This is a genomic window from Frigoribacterium sp. UYMn621, from assembly GCF_040549525.1.
In the GTDB taxonomy this organism is placed as follows: domain Bacteria; phylum Actinomycetota; class Actinomycetes; order Actinomycetales; family Microbacteriaceae; genus Lacisediminihabitans.
In genome coordinates this window covers 210,390-228,635 of the sequence record NZ_JBEPTM010000004.1, presented here as the reverse complement: position 1 = coordinate 228,635, position 18,246 = coordinate 210,390, and the positions used below count along the sequence as shown (strand labels likewise).

General features: G+C 68.1%; 15 protein-coding genes. 5 read left to right on the top strand and 10 right to left on the bottom strand.

Annotation, left to right across the window (positions count from 1 at the left end; all coding sequences use genetic code 11):
• On the bottom strand, positions 1-798 hold the full coding sequence (locus ABIB54_RS09360; protein ID WP_354575257.1) for a dienelactone hydrolase family protein: 798 nt from the start codon (positions 796-798) through the stop codon (positions 1-3).
• A gap of 76 nt (positions 799-874) precedes the next feature.
• Here ABIB54_RS09360 and ABIB54_RS09355 point away from each other — a divergent pair, with 76 nt between their 5' ends.
• Positions 875-1,654: an SDR family NAD(P)-dependent oxidoreductase gene (locus tag ABIB54_RS09355; RefSeq protein ID WP_354575256.1), complete on the top strand. Its 780-nt coding sequence runs from the start codon at positions 875-877 to the stop codon at positions 1,652-1,654.
• A gap of 91 nt (positions 1,655-1,745) precedes the next feature.
• Here the strand turns inward: ABIB54_RS09355 and ABIB54_RS09350 are convergent, their stop codons facing one another.
• Positions 1,746-2,618 (bottom strand): nuclease-related domain-containing protein, encoded by an 873-nt coding sequence (locus tag ABIB54_RS09350; RefSeq protein ID WP_354575255.1) that lies wholly within the window; start codon positions 2,616-2,618, stop codon positions 1,746-1,748.
• Between the two features lie 244 nt (positions 2,619-2,862).
• Between ABIB54_RS09350 and ABIB54_RS09345 the strand changes: the two genes are divergently transcribed.
• On the top strand, positions 2,863-3,924 hold the full coding sequence (locus tag ABIB54_RS09345; protein ID WP_354575254.1) for a phosphotransferase: 1,062 nt from the start codon (positions 2,863-2,865) through the stop codon (positions 3,922-3,924).
• Positions 3,925-3,933: 9 nt separating this feature from the next.
• Positions 3,934-5,256: an aspartate aminotransferase family protein gene (locus tag ABIB54_RS09340; RefSeq protein ID WP_354575253.1), complete on the top strand. Its 1,323-nt coding sequence runs from the start codon at positions 3,934-3,936 to the stop codon at positions 5,254-5,256.
• Positions 5,257-5,329: 73 nt separating this feature from the next.
• On the opposite strand, the gene ABIB54_RS09335 is transcribed toward ABIB54_RS09340, so the two are convergent.
• On the bottom strand, positions 5,330-6,052 hold the full coding sequence (locus tag ABIB54_RS09335; RefSeq protein ID WP_354575252.1) for an alpha/beta hydrolase: 723 nt from the start codon (positions 6,050-6,052) through the stop codon (positions 5,330-5,332).
• A 128-nt stretch (positions 6,053-6,180) separates the two neighbouring features.
• Positions 6,181-7,341, bottom strand: a complete 1,161-nt coding sequence (locus ABIB54_RS09330) for an acyl-CoA dehydrogenase family protein (protein WP_354575251.1) — start codon at positions 7,339-7,341, stop codon at positions 6,181-6,183.
• Between the two features lie 40 nt (positions 7,342-7,381).
• On the opposite strand from ABIB54_RS09330, the gene ABIB54_RS09325 reads away from it, so the two are divergent.
• A complete protein-coding gene (locus ABIB54_RS09325; protein WP_354575250.1) occupies positions 7,382-8,710 on the top strand; it encodes an MFS transporter in 1,329 nt (442 codons plus the stop codon).
• A 48-nt stretch (positions 8,711-8,758) separates the two neighbouring features.
• Here the strand turns inward: ABIB54_RS09325 and ABIB54_RS09320 are convergent, their stop codons facing one another.
• The 5 genes from ABIB54_RS09320 to ABIB54_RS09300 form a co-directional block, all read right to left on the bottom strand.
• The gene (locus ABIB54_RS09320; protein ID WP_354575249.1) at positions 8,759-11,023 is read right to left on the bottom strand and encodes a HelD family protein; all 2,265 of its coding nucleotides are present in this window, start codon (positions 11,021-11,023) and stop codon (positions 8,759-8,761) included.
• An 82-nt stretch (positions 11,024-11,105) separates the two neighbouring features.
• On the bottom strand, positions 11,106-12,308 hold the full coding sequence (locus ABIB54_RS09315) for a PrsW family intramembrane metalloprotease (protein WP_354575248.1): 1,203 nt from the start codon (positions 12,306-12,308) through the stop codon (positions 11,106-11,108).
• Positions 12,301-12,693 carry a hypothetical protein gene (locus ABIB54_RS09310; protein WP_354575247.1) on the bottom strand — a complete coding sequence of 131 codons (393 nt, stop codon included), beginning with the start codon at positions 12,691-12,693 and terminating at the stop codon, positions 12,301-12,303. The genes ABIB54_RS09315 and ABIB54_RS09310 overlap by 8 nt, the downstream gene beginning before the upstream one ends.
• A gap of 86 nt (positions 12,694-12,779) precedes the next feature.
• Positions 12,780-14,141, bottom strand: a complete 1,362-nt coding sequence (locus ABIB54_RS09305; protein ID WP_354575246.1) for an FAD-binding oxidoreductase — start codon at positions 14,139-14,141, stop codon at positions 12,780-12,782.
• On the bottom strand, positions 14,138-15,061 hold the full coding sequence (locus ABIB54_RS09300; protein WP_354575245.1) for a ribokinase: 924 nt from the start codon (positions 15,059-15,061) through the stop codon (positions 14,138-14,140). Before ABIB54_RS09300 ends, ABIB54_RS09305 begins: the two co-directional genes overlap by 4 nt.
• A gap of 92 nt (positions 15,062-15,153) precedes the next feature.
• On the opposite strand from ABIB54_RS09300, the gene ABIB54_RS09295 reads away from it, so the two are divergent.
• Positions 15,154-16,629: an AlkA N-terminal domain-containing protein gene (locus ABIB54_RS09295; RefSeq protein ID WP_354575244.1), complete on the top strand. Its 1,476-nt coding sequence runs from the start codon at positions 15,154-15,156 to the stop codon at positions 16,627-16,629.
• A 60-nt stretch (positions 16,630-16,689) separates the two neighbouring features.
• On the opposite strand, the gene ABIB54_RS09290 is transcribed toward ABIB54_RS09295, so the two are convergent.
• Positions 16,690-18,156 (bottom strand): aspartate ammonia-lyase, encoded by a 1,467-nt coding sequence (locus tag ABIB54_RS09290; protein WP_354575360.1) that lies wholly within the window; start codon positions 18,154-18,156, stop codon positions 16,690-16,692.
• Positions 18,157-18,246 lie beyond the last annotated feature (90 nt).

Sequence of the window (18,246 nt, the reverse complement as noted above, 5' to 3'; positions counted from 1 at the left end):
TCAGCCGGCGAGGGCCCCGTCCAGGAACGCCAGGGTGCGCTGCCAGGAATCCGCCGCGGCATCCGCCCGGTACATGAAGGCGTTCGTGTCGTTGAAGAACGCGTGCCCGGCGTTCTCGTAGACGTGCGAGGTGAAGTCGATGCCTGCCGATTGCATCGCCGCGGTGACCTCGGGAAGCGAGTCGATGAGGTTCGTGTCGGTGACCCCGTAGAACGCGAGTACCGGTCCGGCGATGTGCGCGACCGCGGCGATCTCCGGCGGAGCGCCGTAGAACGGCACCGCGGCACGGATGCGACTGTCCGCCGCCGCGAGGGCGAAACTGTAGCTGCCGCCGAAGCAGAATCCGGTGACCGCGATGCGCCCATCGACCCCCGGCTGCTGTTCGAGGTAGTCCACAGACTCGCCGAGCGCGGCCAACGCCCAGGCGCCGAACTCCGGAGCGTTCATGCCGGCGAAGGCAGCGCGCAGTCGCGGCTGGCCCTCGGAGCGCACCTTCTCATCGGTGCTCTTCATGATCGCATTCAGCTCGAGGCCCACCTGCGCTTCGATGCCGATCGACGACATGAGGTCCGGTGCGATCACGAGATAGCCCTCTGCCGCGAATCGGTCAGCGATGCCGGTGATGTGCTCGACGAGCCCCCAGACCTCATGGATGACCACGAGGGCACCCTTCGGAGCACCCTCGGGGCGCACGACGTAGGCGGAGAACTCGGTGGCGGTGACTCCCCGCTCGCCGGCGGAGGCCTGGGCCACGATGGTAGCGGCGGGGATGGGCAGGGTGATGGTTTCGGAATTCATGCTGTGATTTTGCCACCCCTGATCGAGAGTCTTCTGGTTGCCGACCCCGCGCCAGCGCAGCGGCTAGCGTTGACGGATGTCTACACCGCACAAGCCCACCGCTCGCGCACTCATCACGGGGGCGACGGCCGGAATCGGCGCCGAGTTCGCCCGGCAGCTCGCGGCTTCCGGGCACGACCTCGTGATCGTCGCCAGAGACGAGGCCCGCCTGCAGGAGCGTGCCGTCGAACTGCGTGCCGCCTACGGGGTGTCGGTCGAGGTACTGCAGGCGGATCTGGTGGATCGCGTCGAACTGGCCACCGTGGAAGCCCGGCTCACAGCATCCGGGGACGATCGCGTGACGATGCTGGTGAACAACGCGGGTTTCGGCTTGCTGAAGCCCTTCGACGAAAACCCCGCGGATGATGAACAGCGACTTCTCGACCTGCTGGTGACCGCTCCGATGCGCCTCTCCCACGCCGCGCTCGGCCAGATGCTCGGATCGGGCTCCGGCACGATCGTGAACATCGCCAGCGTGGCCGGCTACACGCCGCGGGGCACCTACGGCGCGTCGAAGGCGTGGATTCTGAGCTTCAGCCGCTGGGCCAACCTCACGTATCGGCGCCGGGGAGTACACGTCACCGCTGTCGCCCCCGGGTTCGTGCACACCGAGTTCCACGACCGCATGAACGTGGTGAAGGACGGGGTACCGGCATTCCTCTGGCTCGACGCTCCGACACTCGTGCGGCTCGCGCTGCGGGATGTCGCTCGGGGCAAGGCGGTGTCGATCCCGACCATCCGTTACAAGATCGTGGTGCTGCTCTCCGGCCTGCTGCCGAAGCGGATCGTGGCGGCCGGGGCGCTCAGGGGACGCTGATTCGGCCCCTCGCTCCGGTGCTTGCGGGACGCGGATGTCGCGGAATCGCCGAGCTTCCGTGCGCCGCTCGGCCGGGACGCCCGGCGCCGGCCTACCCCCCGAGCGCGCTCGTCAATTCGAGCGCCGTAGCACTCCCGAGGGTGACGATCACCGTGCCATAGCTCACGACCACGCCGAGGCCCGTCCAGAGGAGCCGTCGAAAACGAGCCGACGAGACGCGACGGCGAAGTCTCTCGAACTCGGCTCTCCGCTCGTGAGCGTCGGCCCCGGTGGTGTCGGGGTCGTCGAGCGGACTGCTCGGCCAGCTGGAGGCCGCCACCGCGACGGCCACCACCTCATCGACGACTGCCGGAGAGATCAGTCGTGGCAGACCGGTGAGCCACACGGCAAACGAACGTGCGGTCACCACCTGAATGCGGCCGGGTCGCTGGCGGACCTCGAGCGTCGCGGGCGCATCGACGATGACACAGGGGGTCACGACGAGCTCCAGCGCGACGCCGGCGGCGGCGAGCGCGCTGCCCAGCAGTCGAGTCACCGCGCGGCCGGTCTCGTCGGCTCTGGCGAGGTGATCGAGACGTTCGCCGTCCGCGATGAACGTGCGCTCCCCGACCCAGAGCGCCTGTCCCGCATGGCTTTCGACGGAGAGTGTGAAGATCCCGGCAGGACCGATGACCAGGTGGTCGATCACCCGGTGCTCGACCAGGCGGTGCTCGACCAGGCGGTGATCGACCAGGCGGTGATCGTCCTGCCTTGGCCCGGCAACCGGAACGGAATGCACAACTGTCCACTCGCTGCCGAGGGCCGAGAGGGATTCCGTCACGGCCAGTTCCGCCAGCGCGCCGCTGAAACTGCGTCGCGCCTCACGAGCGATCGGGTGCACCCCGAAGAGGCGGGCGAGGAAAGACTGTGGTGCTTCATCGGCCTGGATGGTCAGGCACTCGCGAAGGGCAGAGAGTGGGGGCATCCGCTGTAAGGGGTCCCCTGTGCTTATGATGCCGTGCTCCAACTGTAGATTTCGGGTCGACCGCCGGGCGCGGGTCGCGCGTGGCACTCGCATCGAGACTGCTGGACGCTCAGATCGTGGTGCCACTGTGTCGAGGCTAACGACGAGCCGGGCCGGGCGAACTCCCCAGAAGGGGTCATCCCCGAACGGGACACGGTGGGATTGCCGCTTCATCCCCGAGCCCCTTCTCGGGCAGACTCTGCTCATGCCCGATCACGATCGCCCGACGCCCCTGGTCGAGCGACTCTCTTCCGGGCTGGCCCGCCCCTTCGAACGCAGCACGGACGAACGAGTCATCGCACTCATACAGCGCCAGTATGGGATGACCCCCGCCCGAGTGCTCCGTCTTGCGACCGAGCGGGACGAAACATTTCGACTCTGGGTGGCAGGCGAACCGAACGGTTTCGTACTGAAGATCGCGCCTCCCGGTGACGACCCCGCCGAGCTCGAGCTCCCGGGTGCGGCCATCTCACATGCCGCGGGGCGAGACGCCACGCTCCCCCTCCAGCGCTTCATCGCGCCGCTGCCCGGCACGAGTACTCGGGGCGGGGCTGCGCTCGACGATCGCGCGACACGGTTGATCCGTTACCTTCCCGGTCGGATGCTGAGTGACACCCCGACATCCACGCACCAGTGGCGAGCGGTGGGACGGATGCTCGCTCGCGTCGCCCTCGCGCTCGCCGACTTCGACCACCCGGCGGCCGGTCGCTGGCTGGCCTGGGATCTCGCCAACCTCGACGACATGGCGGAACTGGTGCCGATGCTGCCGAACGACGAACAACGCTCTGCGGTCGGCAAGCTCCTCGTCGACTTCACGGCGAACACGCTTCCGAGCCTTCGTCTCACGCCACGGCAGGCCGTTCACAACGACTTCCACGGAGGCAACCTCATCGTGGACCCGGACACGCGAGGCTTCGTCACCGGCATCCTCGATTTCGGCGATGTGGTGCGCACCCACCGCTGTGCCGATCTCGCCATAGCGATGTCGTACGCGATTCCGCCATCGGTGCGAAGTGATAACCCCTGGACTTCCGCCGTGGCTCTCGCGGCGGGCTATCGAGACGTGTCAGAGCTCTCCGTCGACGAGGTATCCCTCCTCCCGCAGCTCGTGCGCGGTCGACTCGCCCAGCGACTGCTGCTGGGGTCGTGGATGTCGGCGACCCGATCCGAAAACGCCGCGTACACGGCGCGGAATCTCGAGACGACCTGGCGCCAATTCCTGCGGCTGAGCGACTCTTCCCCGCCCCGTGGAGCTCTCGGCCACTAGGGTCGGACCATGCCTGGTCCGAGCACCTACTTCAGCAATGACCGTCTCGATGAACTCAGCGAACCGACCCGCCTGCTGGTGGAGCGCCGTAATCGCAGCCTCGGGGCGGCCTACCGACTGTTCTACGACGACCCCGTCGAGATCGTGCGCGGCCTCGGAACGAGACTCTGGGATGCCGCGGGCACCGAGTACCTCGACGTGTACAACAACGTGCCCTCGGTTGGCCACTCCCATCCGCGCGTGGTCGAAGCCATCGCGGCCCAGGCAGCTCTCGTCAACACGAACACCCGCTACCTCGATCGCCGCCTCGTCGAGTACTCCGAAGAGTTGCTCGGCACGCTCCCCCGGGCGCTCGCCAACGTGCTCTATACCTGCACCGGGTCGGAGGCGAACGACCTCGCGCTGCGGATCGCCAAGACCGTGACCGGAAAGCAGGGCGTGATCGTCACCCGCAACGCCTATCACGGCGTCACCTCGGAGACGGCGCTGATCTCACCGTCACTCGGCGGCGAGGCGAGCATCGCCCCCTGGGTCCGTCTGGTCGACCCGCCCACCGGCGATGGATCAGCGTTCGCGGATGCCGTGACCGCAGCGGCCGCAGAGCTCGCGGCTTCCGAGCACGGCTTCGCCGCACTGGTGGCGGATTCGATCTTCGCTTCGGATGGCGTTCACCCGGGGGGCGCACCCTTCCTCGGCCGCGTCAGCGACATCGTGCACGACGCGGACGGCCTCTATATCGCCGACGAGGTGCAATCCGGCTTCGGTCGGCTCGGTCACGACCTGTGGGGCTTCACCCGTCACGATTCGGCCCTCGGCGCGGTCGTTCCCGACCTCGTCACCGTGGGCAAGCCGATGGGAAACGGTATGCCGATCGGTGCCGTCATCGCCCGCCGCGAGCTGGTGGATGAGTTCGCCGCGCGCGGACGGTATTTCTCCACCTTCGGCGGAACACCGGTTTCCATCGCCGCCGCAGACGCAGTGCTCCACATCATCCGCGAGGAAGGTCTCATCGAGAATGCGCGGATGGTCGGCGAATACCTCACCACCGGCCTCGGGATGCTCGCCGAATTCCACGAAGCCGTCGGAGCCGTGCGGGGCGTCGGCCTCTTCCTGGGCGTAGATCTCGTTCGCGACGGAGTGCCCGACGAGCACAGCACCCTGGTGGTGGTCAATGAGCTCCGTCGTCGCGGTGTCTTGATCGGGGCATCCGGAGCGGCCAGAAACACACTCAAGGTGCGGCCTCCGCTGTGCTTCAGCACCGCCGACGCCGACAGGTTTCTCACCGAGCTGGACAGTGCGTTGCGAGTGGCGCGTACCGCCAAGGCGATCTGAGAATCCGGCCCATCGCGGCACAGTTGTCAAACGGGGGTATTGCGCTCACGCCCCCGTCGGGAGCATCCTGTTATCAGAACAACCCGTCGCCCGGAAGAGCCGCACCAAGTGCCGCACCGGGCGACGAGTCTGTGTGGGGCATCTCTGTGGGGCTGGAGGCCAGCAGGAACTCATTCACGTCGGTCAACTCTTCGCGCGAGATCGAGTGTCCGATCCCGTCATAGTGGCGCACCGTCAGCGTCGAATGGGAAGGCAGCCACTGGGCGGTGCGGGCGATAGCCGCGGCAGGGATCACGGGATCCGCCGGGTCGCTTCCCCAGAACACCGGGGGCCGCAGCGTCTCGAGGGACCGGTCAGCCGGCGCATCTCCCGCGATGGCGAACCCGGCGAGGTTCACGATTGCCGCGAATCGTCGGGGCTCGTGCCTCAGAGCGTGAATGGCCATTGCGCCGCCCTGGGAGAAGCCCAGCACCGAGACGGATGTCGCAACCGGCACCGAATCGAGCCAGTCCAGAAGCGCGGCGACCGCCGAATCCGCAGCGACGATGCTCGGCAGTCCGGGTTCGCCAACGGGAAACCACGAATACGACCCTGGCGCGAGCTCGAGAGGCGCGCGGAGGGACGCGAGAACGAACCGCGGCGGCAGCAGCGGCGCAAGGGCGACGAGATCCTGTTCGTGCGAGCCGCGGCCGTGCAACAGCACAAGCAGCGGACGCGTCGCGAGCTCCTCGGCAAGCGAGGACTCGGGAACAGACCAGACCACCACGGAGGGGTCGAGAGCGATCGAAGACGTCATGAATTCAGGGTAGGCGACACCGCCTCATCCGACCCACTGCCACGACCGGGCCGAATCGTGAGGGGACAGCGTGAGGGGAAAGGCTGTGGCGCTTCCGAGCCGGCGCACGTGGGCAGTTCTCGGTGCGCTCACTCGTCGATCGGGCCGAGCAGTGCGGTCGCGACCGTGGAGTGCACCGAGTCTTCGTTGCTCGGGTGGAACCCTCCCGCGAGCACATCCCGGTACAGCCGGGAGAGTTCACTTGTCGCCGAGAATGCGGCGCCGCCCGCCACCGCGACGGCTTGGTCGACAACGTAGCGGGCCGACCGGGTCGACCGGGACTTGAGTCCGACGAGGTCGCGGAACCACCGTGCGCCGCGATCGACGCCGTCATCGAAGTCTGAGGCCAGCGCGTCGAGCTGCGGACGCAGCGCGTCCTGGGCGAGGGCGGCGTCCGCGATCTTCCAGCGCACGTTCGGATCCTGGTCCCGACTGAGCCCGGTGCGCCGTGACCCCCTGGCGTGCGCGGACTCGACGGCGAGCTCCAGGGCGCGCTCGCCGATGCCCACGTAGACGGCGGAGATGAGGATCTCGAAGTTGGCGAAGATCGCGAAAATCAGCGCGTCCCGACTCGGCCCCGGATCGAGGCGGCGGAAGACACGGTCGGATGTCGCGGCCACCGAATCGAGGTGGGTGGTGTTGCTCTGGCTCGCCCGCATTCCCAGGGTGTTCCAGTCCTCGGCGATGGTGATGCCCGGCGTCTGCCTTGTGACCACCGCGTGGACCAGTTTCGGGGCATCCGCCGAGACCGTATCCAGCCCGAAGAGGCCGAGGCGGGTCCACGCCGGTGACAGGCTCGTGAAGATCTTGGTGCCGGTGAACGCGTAGCCGCCGTCGGGCAGCGGGCGGGCATCCGTGGTGCTGTCGAACAATACGAGATCGTTGCCCGCTTCGCTGATCGCAAAGGCGTAGATCTCGCCCGCCGCGGCGTCCCGCAGCACGAAGTCGAGGCTGTCGTCCCCGCGGTCGTGAAGGGCCTTCGCGACACCGGTCCAGACCAGGTGCATGTTCACGGCGAGCGCCGTGGCCGGAGCGGCCTTCGCGAGCCTCGCCTGTTCGTGGGCCATCTGCTGCAGGCTCAGGCCGAGGCCGCCGAGATCCCGCGGCACCAGTGAACGAAGATAGCCGGCATGGGCGAGTTCGGCGAGGTCCTCGGTGAAGAAGGCGTTGTGACGGTCGTACCCGGGTGCCCGGTCATGGATGCGGGCGAGCAGCTCGGCGGTGAGCACGGAATCGATCGGAAGCGTCACCCGTCAAGCATCCCACCGTCGCCGGGTGAGAATGGTGTGAGTGAGCACTGATCCCGAGGCCCCCACCGAGCACGTCACGAGACGCTCGCACCTCATCGACCTGTCCCCGCTGCGGGAGAGCGCAGCCTTCCGAAAGCTCTGGGCGGGCAACGCGATCTCGGGCATCGGAAGCCAGATGACCATCGTCGCCGTCGGCCTGCACATCTACCAGCTGACGCAGTCCACCTTCGCGGTCTCGCTGGTCGGCGCGTTCGCCCTGGTTCCCATGATCTTCGCCGGGCTCTACGGCGGGATGCTCGCCGACGCCTTCGATCGTCGGCTCATCCTGCTGCTCGCCGCGATCGTCGCGTGGGGATCGACCATCGCCCTTGCGATGATCGCCTGGACCGGTGTGGAGATCGTCTGGCCGTTCTACCTGCTCACGACCCTCAATGCCGTCGCTGCGACGGTGATGAACACTGTGCGGTCTGCCGTGTTGCCCCGGCTGCTTCCCGCGCGACTGATGCCCGCGGCATCCGCTCTCACCGGAATGAGCATCGGCGTCATGGTGACTCTGGGTCCGGCCCTCGCGGGAGTGCTCGTGGCGACGGTCGGGTTCGGGTGGACGTACACCACCGACGTCGTGCTGTTTCTCAGCGCGTTCGCCGGAATCGTCTCACTGCCGAAGCTCGCTCCCGAGGGGGCGGTGCAGCGGCCGGGACTGGCATCCCTGAAGTACGGAATCGACTTTCTGCGGTCGGCGCCGAACATCCGGATGACGTTCATCGTCGACATCGTCGCGATGACCTTCGGGCAGCCCCGCGTGCTGTTCCCCGCGGTCGGCGCGCTGGTGCTCGGTGGTGGAGCGGTGACGGTGGGAGTGCTCACGGCCGCCGGGGCGGTCGGCGCCCTGCTCTGCAGCCTCCTCTCCGGGCGCATCGGCGGGGCGCGCTGGCACGGTCGTGCCATCCGCACCTCGATAGTCGTCTACGGGGCTTTCATCGCGGGGTTCGGAGCGGTGCTGCTCGCCATGTCCCTCGGCGGCTTCGGACCGGTCTCGCCCACCCGGGCGAACGTGGCGGCGATCGCCATCGCGAGCGTGATGCTCGCCGGGGCGGGCGCGGCCGACAATGTGAGCAGCATCTTCCGCCAGACCATGCTGCAGGTTGCCGTGCCGGACAACATGCGGGGACGACTTCAGGGGGTCTTCACCGTCGTCGTCACCGGAGGGCCACGGGTCGGCGACATCTACGTCGGTATCGTCGCGGCCATCGGAGCGATCTGGCTCCCTCCGCTTCTGGGCGGGATCGCGATCATCGTGCTCATCGCATTTCTCACGCGGCTCCAGCAGGGTTTCCTGCGGTATGACGCGCTGGCGCCGTCTGCCTGAGCGCTGGTGGCGGATGCCGCCGGGTCTCGATACGCTCGCTGGCGATCGCTACTCGAGCGACGGCACGATGCCGGCGGGCAGCTCCCCCTGGGCGACCAGCGTGAGCCGTTGGGTCGCTCGGGTCATGGCCACGTAGAGCGCTCCTGCCCCGCGCTCTGATGCCGCGAGGATCGCGACCGGATCCACGACGACGACCGAGTCGAATTCGAGTCCCTTCGCCTCCTGCGGGGTGATCACGGCGATATCGCGGACCAGTCCGATCGAACCGAGCCCCACCGCGTCCCCGAACTCGGCCACCAGGCGATCCGTCAGCTGACGGATCTCCGGCTCGAGCACGATCACGGCGAGAGTTCCGCCGGCCCCGTCGGCGGCGCGATCGATCCGCACCGCTTCCACGGCATCCGCGACGACGGTGATCGGCCATTCGCTCGAGCGGACCGCGCGCGACTCGGTCACGTGCAGACCGTTGGCGATGGCCATCGACTCCGCGGCAGCGGCGATCTGGCTCGGCGTGCGGTAGTTGACCGTGAGCTCTTCGAGCCGCCACCGATCGGACTCCGGAGAATCCGCGAGGAGGGGCTCGAGGGCATCCTTCCAGGTGGATGCCGCGGCGGCGGCAGCGGCCTGCGCGATGTCGCCGACGATGGTGAACGAGCGCTGGGGACCCCTTCGCAGCAGCAAACGCCACTGCATCGGCGACAGCTCCTGGGCTTCGTCCACAACCACGTGACCGTAGGTCCAGGTGCGATCCGCGGCAGCCCTCTCGGCGGTGGTCGCCCGATCCCCGAGCTCGGCGAAGTTGTCGGCGAGGGACTTGGCGTTGACGAGTCCACCGACCTGCATGTTCTCTATCGCGTGTTCGGCGTTCTCGATGTCGCGCTTGCGCTGCTGTTTGGCTTCGCGCTTCTGAGCGGCGTCGGCCACGCTGTATTCGCCCAGGTGCTCCGCTGCCTCGTCGAGCAGCGGAATGTCGGCGATCGTGAACTCGGCATCCCGATCGCGGCGGAGCAGCGCACGCTCGGACTCGCTCCATCCCGGGGTCAGCTCGGCGAGCCACTGCGGTCGGGCGTAGAGGTCCTGCAGGAGTTTCTGCGGGGTCAACGGCAACCAGGCGGTATTCAGCGCGACGCGCACATCTTCGGCCGATCGCAGGTCTTCCCGAAGCATCGGCAGGTCGGTGTCATCCATGGAGTTGCCGGCATCCTGCAACTGGGTGAGCCACTGGCGGGAGAGCGCACCGAGGGCGTTCTTCACGAAGACCACCCGCGCCTCGTTGTGGGACTTGTTGCTCTCGCGGGCCCGTGCGATCGCGCTGGCGATGAGGCGGGGATCCAGGGTCACCCGATCGCCGTTCACCTCGAGATCCTGCGGGGCGGAGGGCACCCGCTGTCGTGAGCGCACCGCGCGCGCGATCACCCCGGCCATCGCCGCCCTTCCCTTGATCGCGGCGGTGGCGGGGGCATCCTCCCGAGTCGCCTCGACATCGGGGTAGAGCTGGCCGACGCTCGCGAGCACCACACCGGTCTCGCCGAGCGAGGGCAGCACGGCCTCGATGTACTGCAGGAAAGACCGGGACGGTCCCACGATCAGCACACCGGAATTGCGCAGGCGCTCGCGGTGCGAATACAGCAGGTAGGCGGCGCGATGAAGGGCGACCGCGGTCTTTCCCGTGCCCGGCCCGCCCTGCACCACGAGCACCCCCTTGAGCTCGGAGCGGATGATGCGGTCCTGTTCGCCCTGGATCGTGGCGACGATGTCAGACATGCGTCCGGTGCGCTGCGCGGTGAGGGCGGCGAGGAGGGCACCCTCACCCTGAAGCTCGGAGTTCGCGCTCTCGAGCAGCTCGGAGTCGAAGATCTCGTCTTCGATCCGGATGATGTTCCGCCCCTGGGAGAGCAGGTGCCGGCGGGCTCGAGCACCGAGCGGCGTCGCGGCGGTGGCCTGGTAGAACGCACTCGCCTGCGGCACCCGCCAGTCGAGCAGGAGGGGTTGGAGGTCTTCGTCGCGCAGGCCGATGCGGCCGATGTAGCGGAACACCGAGCCATCCGTGCCGTCGTCCGCTCCCCCGGCGGCCTCGGGTTCGAACTCGAGCCGCCCGAAGGCCAGGCGCTCGTCGACCTCACGGAGCTGCAGGATGCGGTCTTCGTAGATGCGCGCGAAAGTGTCACGCTCGGAGCGCCCCTGATGATTGCCGCCGACGTCGAGAAGGCGCACCGCATCGAGCTGCTGCTCCGCTTCCCGCTGGAGCGCGTCGAGACGCGCGTACAGGCGTGCTACGTACTGCTGCTCATGCTGGAGTTCACGGTCGACCACTGGAAAATTCCCCTCGAACGCCGCGCTGAAATGCGGCAGTCAAGTTTACGCGTCCGCGCGAGCACAACTTACCGGGGCGGTGCTACCGCAGCGGCGGCAGTGCGCCAAGTGCACGACGGTCTTCCACGATGGCCGCGAGGAGCGCCGCCTCGTCGAGGCTCGCTCCGATCCCCTGACGAGCGTTGACCAGCCGCTCCCGCGCGAAGGCCAGCCGGGTGGCGTCCCGAACGAAACGGCGGTACGCGTGACCGAGCCCATGCCGCGTCGCCCAGGTGATCGCGCGCTGACGCCCGGCCCCGGTTGTCAGCAAGTTGACTTCTGACTCGGTGAACCATCCGACCGCCGCGTACTCGGCCAGACGCACGTGAGTGAGACGCTGCTCGTGACGACGCAGTCGGGTGACGCCGGCGATCGCCAGCACGAAGAGAGGCACCTGCACGACGAAGTAGTAGCGGAACCAGTCGGTGGCCCAATAGCTCGCGCTGTTCCAGAACGCGTGAAGCAGCACCGCCGGAACGAGTCCGAGCAGAAAGTATCCGATCGCTCCCAGACGACCGGTGCGCCGGGCGGCCATACCGAGCAGCACCCCCGTGCACGCGGTGAACATCACGTGTGCGAACGGCGAGAGGATGGCGCGAAGCAGGAAGGTCTGGGCGACATCGGTGCCCAGTCCGCCGTCCCGGTTGATGGCGAGACCGAAATACTGCAGGTTCTCGGTGAACGCGAAGCCGATGGCGATGGTCGCCGCGTAGACGACCCCATCCACCGGCCCGTCGAAGGTGCGGCGCATCACCCACAGGATCAACAGGATGCCCAGCCCCTTGGCGGATTCCTCGATGATGGGAGCCTGCACGACGGACGCGAAGAGGGTGGCGACTCCGGATCCGGAGAGGCCCGCGAGTGCCTCGTAGTACTGGGTGACGCCGGAGAAGGCGAGGGCGATCAGCACGGATGCGCCGGCGCCCCACAGCAGCGCGAACAGCAGCGCCCCCCGCGGTTCCGGTTCCCACCGGTCGATCCAGCGGATGAAGAACAGGACCCCCACGAGCGGGATGGCCGCGAGCCCCAGGGCCACCAGAAGAGCAGTGGGGCCCAGCACGGCAAGCAGATACCAGGCCACGAGCAGGATGACGAGTGTGAGCACCACGAAACCCAGGGCCGCAAGAGCGATGATGCCCCCTTTCCGGCGCACCGGCACGGTGACCGCGCGGTCACCGTCCCTTGCGACGACCGGGTCGGCGTTCCGGGCGATCGCCGGCGCCGCTCCGAAAACCGGGTCACTCATCGCCGGCAACGCGCCCCACGGTGTTGACGAGGTTGATCGCCACAACGCGGGCGGCGAACGACAACAGGGCGAGTCTTCGCTGGGGAGTGAATGCCGCTTCGAGCCGGGCGTAGAAGGCATCCGGGATGTCGCGCGGGCTCTGCACGATGAGCCGCCCCCAGTCGATGATCAGCTGCTCCGTCTCTGTGACCTGGGGGTGATCCGGATCATCCCCCGCGGCGGTCAGGATGTCTCGGAAATAGCGCGTCGTCACCGCCGAGCCGTAGGCGTGCGAGATGGCGTAGGAGTAGAGCGTGACAGCCCGCTCCCCGATCCACGGCGCGATCTCGTCGCGGAGTTCGTGCCAACCGAGGTCGTCGGCGCGGGTGAGAGGAAGGAAATCCATGCGCACAGCCTAGAAGACCGCGGGCGGCGCTGCCGGAGGCGCCGGTGCACGGCGGCTCGCAAAGCCTCGGCCCAGAGCGGCCGAGCTCAGTAGACCTTTCCCGGGTTCATCAGACCCTGGGGATCGAAGACGGCCTTCACCTGCCGCTGGAGCTCGAACTGGTCGTCTCCGAGCTCGTCGCGCAACCAGGCCCGTTTGAGCAGGCCGATCCCGTGCTCTCCGGTGAGGGTGCCTCCGAGTCGGATCGCCGCGGCGAAGAGCTCACCGGCGGCCGCCCAGATGGCCTCCGGCACCGATCCGTCGGCGGCGGGTTCGTAGACGAAATTGGGATGCAGGTTGCCATCACCGGCATGGGCGACGGTCGGGATGCTGATTCCGAACCGCTCGCCGATCGCGGCGATCTCGGCGAAGATCTGGGGCAGGGCGCTGCGCGGCACCGCGACATCCTCGATCAGTACGGTGCCCTGGGCCTCGAGGGCGGGATGGAAGGCGCGTCGGATCGCGAACAACTCCTCCCCGTCCGCAGGATCGACCGTGAGTTCGGCATCCCCACCGCCGCGACTGATGATCTCGAGGGCATCCGCGGCCTCGGCGGCGCTGCCCGCGCCATCCGTCTGAAGGATCAGGAAGCTGTTGCCGCGCTCAGACAGGTGCACGCCGAGGTGGGCATCGATGGCACGGAGGGCTGCAGCATCCATCAGCTCGAGGGCGGCGGGACGGATGCCGGCGGCGGTGATCGCGGCGCACGCGGCGGCGGCGGTGACCACATCCCCGAACCAAGCGCCAATCGTCGCCACCGGGGCTGTCGGCAGCGGCCGCAGCCGGACGGTCGCCTCGACGATCACGCCGAGCGTGCCCTCAGAGCCGATCATCAGGGCGGTGAGATCGAGGCCCGTGACCCCCTTGACGCTGCGGTGCCCGAGGCTCAGCAGCCGTCCATCGGCGAGCACCACCTTCAGGGCGAGGACGGACTCGCGCGTGACGCCGTACTTGGCACAGAGCAGGCCGCCGGCATTCGTGGCGATGTTTCCGCCGACCGTTGAGATGGCGCGGCTCGCCGGATCGGGGGTGAACCAGAGGCCGTATTCCGCGAGCGCGGCGTTCAGGTCACCGTTGAGGATGCCCGGCTGCACCACGGCCAGTTCGTCGGCCACCGAGACCTCGAGGATGCGATTCATCGCGAGGGTGGAGAGCACCACTTCGCCCGCGGACGCGATCGCGCCACCGGCGAGTCCGGTGCCGGCGCCGCGCGGCACCACCGCGACGCCGTGCTCTGTCGCGAGACGGAGGGTGGCCTGCACGTCGTCGATGGACCGCGCCGTGACGAGCGCGAGCGGCGTGCTCCGGGAATCGTGGCCGGACTTGTCGGCGGTGAGGGACCCCAGCACCGCGGCATCCGTCGACACCGCGTCCCCGAGGTCCGCACGGAGTTCGCCGAGGAAGGTCATGATGCACTCGCGATCATCGCTTCGTCGATCCGCGCCCTCATCGGCACGGAGGGCACCGCGCCGATCCTCTGCACCGAGAGCGCGGCGGCTGCCGTGGCGAAGCGGGCTGCCGCTTCGAAGTCCTGCCCCTCCGCGATCGCGGCGGCGAATGCCCCGCAGAAGGTATCGCCCGCTCCGGTCGCATCCACCGCGGTGACCCGGGGGGCGGCGATTCGCGCGACTTCGGTGCCGTGCTGGTAGAGCGCTGACCCCGCCGAACCGAGGGTCACGATGAGCCGCGGCACGCGTGCCGCGAGCCGAGCAGATGCTTCGGCGAGATCATCCGAGCCCCCGACGAGACAGGCCTCGTGCTCATTGACGATGAGCACATCGAGGGAGCCGAACACCGCCTCCGAGAGGTGGTGGGCGGGCGCGGCATTGAGCATCACGACGCAGCCGAGCTCGCGGGCGGTCACCGCCGCTTCGGTGACGACCGAGAAGGGGAGCTCCAGCTGCATGAGCAACACGTCAGTTCTCGACAGCAGTTCGATGTCTTGGGGCTCGAGCGCGGTGACACTCGAGTTCGCGCCTGAGGCCACGATGATCGTGTTCTCTCCGGACTGATCCACGACGATGAAGGCCTGTCCGGTCGGCGCACTGTCCCGCCGCACCCGGGCACCGTCGATCGCCGCGTCCGCCATCGTGGCGGCGAGCAATTCACCCGCGTCATCGGTGCCGAGCGCTCCGATGAAGCTCGTGGATGCTCCGGACCGCGCCGCGGCCACCGCCTGGTTGAGTCCCTTGCCCCCCGGATACCGCTCCGCCGATTCGGCGAGCAGCGTCTCCCCCGGGGACGGAATGCGATCCACACCGAACACAATGTCGAGATTCGCGCTTCCGAGGACCGTGACGTCACTGCGGGTGGTCGTCGATTCGTTCATGAAGCCATGCCGCTCATCTGGCCAGCGTAGACGTTTCGGGCGATGTCCGATTCCCGCTAGCCGAGGTCGGCACCCGGTGCGAGAGTTGACCCGTGACAATCCCTACCCCCGCCCGCGTGACCAGCTCCGATCCGCGCTTCGCGGAACGGTATCGCGCCATGTCGTCGAGGGATGCCCGCTTCGACGGGCAGTTCATCACCGGAGTGCACTCCACGGGAATCTACTGTCGCCCGAGTTGCCCGGCGATGACACCGAAACCGTCCCATGTCAGCTTCTACCGCACGGCCGCCGCCGCGCACGAGGCAGGCCTGCGTGCCTGCAAGCGGTGCCTTCCCGACGCGGTGCCCGGCTCCCCGGAGTGGAATCTCCGCGATGACGTCGCCTCGCGAGCCATGCGCCTCATCTCCGACGGCATCGTGGAGCGTCACGGCGTGCCCGGACTGGCCCAGCGGCTCGGGTACACCCCCCGCCATCTCGGTCGCCTGCTCGTCACCGAGCTCGGGGCTGGGCCGCTGGCCCTCGCGCGGGCTCATCGCGCCCAGACCGCCCGCACCCTCCTCGTCAGCACCGACCTGCCGATCGCCGACGTGGCCTTCGCGGCCGGCTTCTCGAGCATCCGCCAATTCAATGAGACCGTGCAGGCCGTCTATGAGCTCACGCCGACCGCGCTGCGGCTCGGTGCGCCCCAGACCGCTGCGCCCGCACGGGCCTCCGACGAGACAGCCACCCAGATCTCGCTGCGCCTCCCCGCACGGGCACCGTTCGACGGTGCGGGGCTCCTGGCCTTCCTCGATGCGCACGCCATCCCCGGCATCGAGACGGCGGATGGGCACTCCTTCGCTCGTGCCGTTCGACTTCCGCGCGGCGTCGCCCACCTCGAGCTGCGTCTCGACGGCGCCGACGCGGTGCTGTGCATGGCGCGGCTCGAGAACATCGCCGACCTGTCGACCCTGGTCTCCCGGGTTCGACGCCTGCTCGACCTGGATGCCGATTCCATCGCGATCGACGAATCACTCTCCGCGGATCCCGCTTTCGCGCCGCTGGTGCAGATGCGTCCGGGGCTCCGACTTCCCGGCAGTCTCGACGGCGACGAGACGCTGTTCCGCACCATGATCGGGCAACAGATCTCCGTCGCTGCTGCCCGCACGGTATTGGGACGGCTCTCCCGGGAGCTGTCCGCGACTCCCGGACTGTTTCCGACCGCCCAGGAGATCGCGGAGCACGGTGCCGAATTCCTGCGGGGCCCCGCCACGAGAGTGGCGAGCATCCTCGGCGCCGCGCGGGCGATCGCGGACGGCTCGCTCGAGCTCGACCTCGGGACACCCGTCGACGAGTTCACCGCCCGTCTCACCGCGCTGCCGGGCATCGGTCCGTGGACGGCCAGATACCTCGCCATGCGCGTGCTCGGAAATCCGGATGTGCTGCTGTCGAGCGATCTCGTGATGCTCGCCAGTGCCGCGCACCTCGGCCTGCCCGCAACGGCCCGCGCGCTTGCCGTGCACGGCAAGCGGTGGGCTCCGTGGCGCAGCTATGCGGGAATGCACCTCTGGGGTGCCGCAGGGCGCTAGCGGTGGTCGAGGAGGGGTTCTCGATACGCGCCCGTGCGGGCGCGACTCGACCACCTCGAGCTACTCGGTGTCGGTCTCCACGTGGGGCACCACGGTGATCACGCCGGTCATCGGCACGAGGCCGCTGAGGCGTCCCGGCGAGAGCACATGCGCCACCTGCTCCGCCGACATGAGCCCGGCCGAGACCACGAGATCCGCGATCGAGGCGTTCGTGGTGAGTGCGGTGTGGGCGAGGGAGGCGGATGCCGCGTAACCGATGTAAGGAGTGAGTGCGGTCACCACGCCAACGGAAGACTCCACCTGCGCCGCAAGCCGGGAGATGTTGGCGCTGATGCCATCGACGCAGTTCACTCGCAGCGTGTAGCAGGCATTCGTCATCCAGGCCAGGGACTGCAGGATGCTGTGGGCGATCACCGGTTCGAAGGCGTTCAGTTGCAGTTGACCGCCTTCCGCCGCAGCGGTGACCGTGGCATCCGCTCCGATCACACTGAACGCGACCTGGTTCACCACCTCCGGAATCACCGGGTTGACCTTGCCGGGCATGATCGACGATCCGGCCTGCCGCGGCGGCAGGTTGATCTCGCCGAGCCCGGCCTGCGGTCCGCTCGAGAGCAGTCGGAGGTCGTTGCAGATCTTCGACAGCTTCACGGCCGCGCGCTTGAGGGTGCCGCTCAAAGTCATGAAGATGCCGGCGTCCGAGGTCGCTTCGATCAGGTCCGCCGCGGTCTCCATGGGGATTCCGGTGATCTCCACCAGGTGGCGGCAGACCGCTTCCGCATAGCGCGGATCGGCGGTGATCCCGGTGCCGATGGCGGTCGCCCCCATGTTGATCTCGTTGAGCCACGGGATGATCTCGCCGAGACGGTCGTAGTCTTCGGCGAGTGTGTGGGCAAAACCGCTGAACTCCTGGCCGAGGGTCATCGGCACGGCATCCTGCATCTGGGTGCGTCCCACCTTGAGCACGTCGGCGAACTCCACGCCCTTCCGAGCGAACGACTGGGTGAGCAGTCGGTGCTCCTCGAGCAGCCGCTTCACCCCGAAGACCATCGCGAGTTTGATCGCGGTCGGATACACGTCGTTGGTCGACTGGCTGCGGTTCACATCATCGATCGGGTGGAAATGCGAGTAGTCGCCGAACTCGTAGCCGAGGATCTCGAGGCCGCGGTTGGCGATCACCTCGTTGGTGTTCATGTTCGTGGAGGTTCCTGCACCTCCCTGGATCACTCCCACGGCGAACTCGTCGTGGAGCGCACCGCCGACGATCTCCTCGCAGACGCGCTCGATCAGATCGGCCTTCTCGGCATCCAGCACGCCCAGTTCCTTGTTGGCGCGGGCTGCCGCCTGCTTCACCTGGGCGAGGGCGCGGATCAGGTCGCGGTAGACCGAGATCGGCCGACGCGTGATGGGGAAGTTCTCGAGCGCCCGGGCGGTGTGGATGCCCCAATAGGCATCTGCGGGAATCTCCATGCTGCCGAGGGAGTCGCTTTCGATCCGGGTGCGAATGCGGGTACCGGGCGGTCCGTCCATTCCCGGGATGGCCGGCAGATCGGCGACGGAATCGTCTCGCCTCGTCTTCTCCGCACCCTGTTCGACGAATTGGTCGCTCAACACATTCCC

What these genes read in the sequence shown, in the direction of transcription:
- ABIB54_RS09355 (WP_354575256.1), top strand. Translation starts at nt 875, where the DNA reads ATGTCTACACCGCACAAGCCCACCGCTCGCGCACTCATCACGGGGGCG.
- ABIB54_RS09305 (WP_354575246.1), bottom strand. Translation starts at nt 14,141, where the DNA reads ATGACCTTCCTCGGCGAACTCCGTGCGGACCTCGGGGACGCGGTGTCG.
- ABIB54_RS09360 (WP_354575257.1), bottom strand. Translation starts at nt 798, where the DNA reads ATGAATTCCGAAACCATCACCCTGCCCATCCCCGCCGCTACCATCGTG.
- ABIB54_RS09335 (WP_354575252.1), bottom strand. Translation starts at nt 6,052, where the DNA reads ATGACGTCTTCGATCGCTCTCGACCCCTCCGTGGTGGTCTGGTCTGTT.
- ABIB54_RS09350 (WP_354575255.1), bottom strand. Translation starts at nt 2,618, where the DNA reads ATGCCCCCACTCTCTGCCCTTCGCGAGTGCCTGACCATCCAGGCCGAT.
- ABIB54_RS09315 (WP_354575248.1), bottom strand. Translation starts at nt 12,308, where the DNA reads ATGAGTGACCCGGTTTTCGGAGCGGCGCCGGCGATCGCCCGGAACGCC.
- ABIB54_RS09290 (WP_354575360.1), bottom strand. Translation starts at nt 18,156, where the DNA reads ATGGACGGACCGCCCGGTACCCGCATTCGCACCCGGATCGAAAGCGAC.
- ABIB54_RS09310 (WP_354575247.1), bottom strand. Translation starts at nt 12,693, where the DNA reads ATGGATTTCCTTCCTCTCACCCGCGCCGACGACCTCGGTTGGCACGAA.
- ABIB54_RS09340 (WP_354575253.1), top strand. Translation starts at nt 3,934, where the DNA reads ATGCCTGGTCCGAGCACCTACTTCAGCAATGACCGTCTCGATGAACTC.
- ABIB54_RS09300 (WP_354575245.1), bottom strand. Translation starts at nt 15,061, where the DNA reads ATGAACGAATCGACGACCACCCGCAGTGACGTCACGGTCCTCGGAAGC.
- ABIB54_RS09345 (WP_354575254.1), top strand. Translation starts at nt 2,863, where the DNA reads ATGCCCGATCACGATCGCCCGACGCCCCTGGTCGAGCGACTCTCTTCC.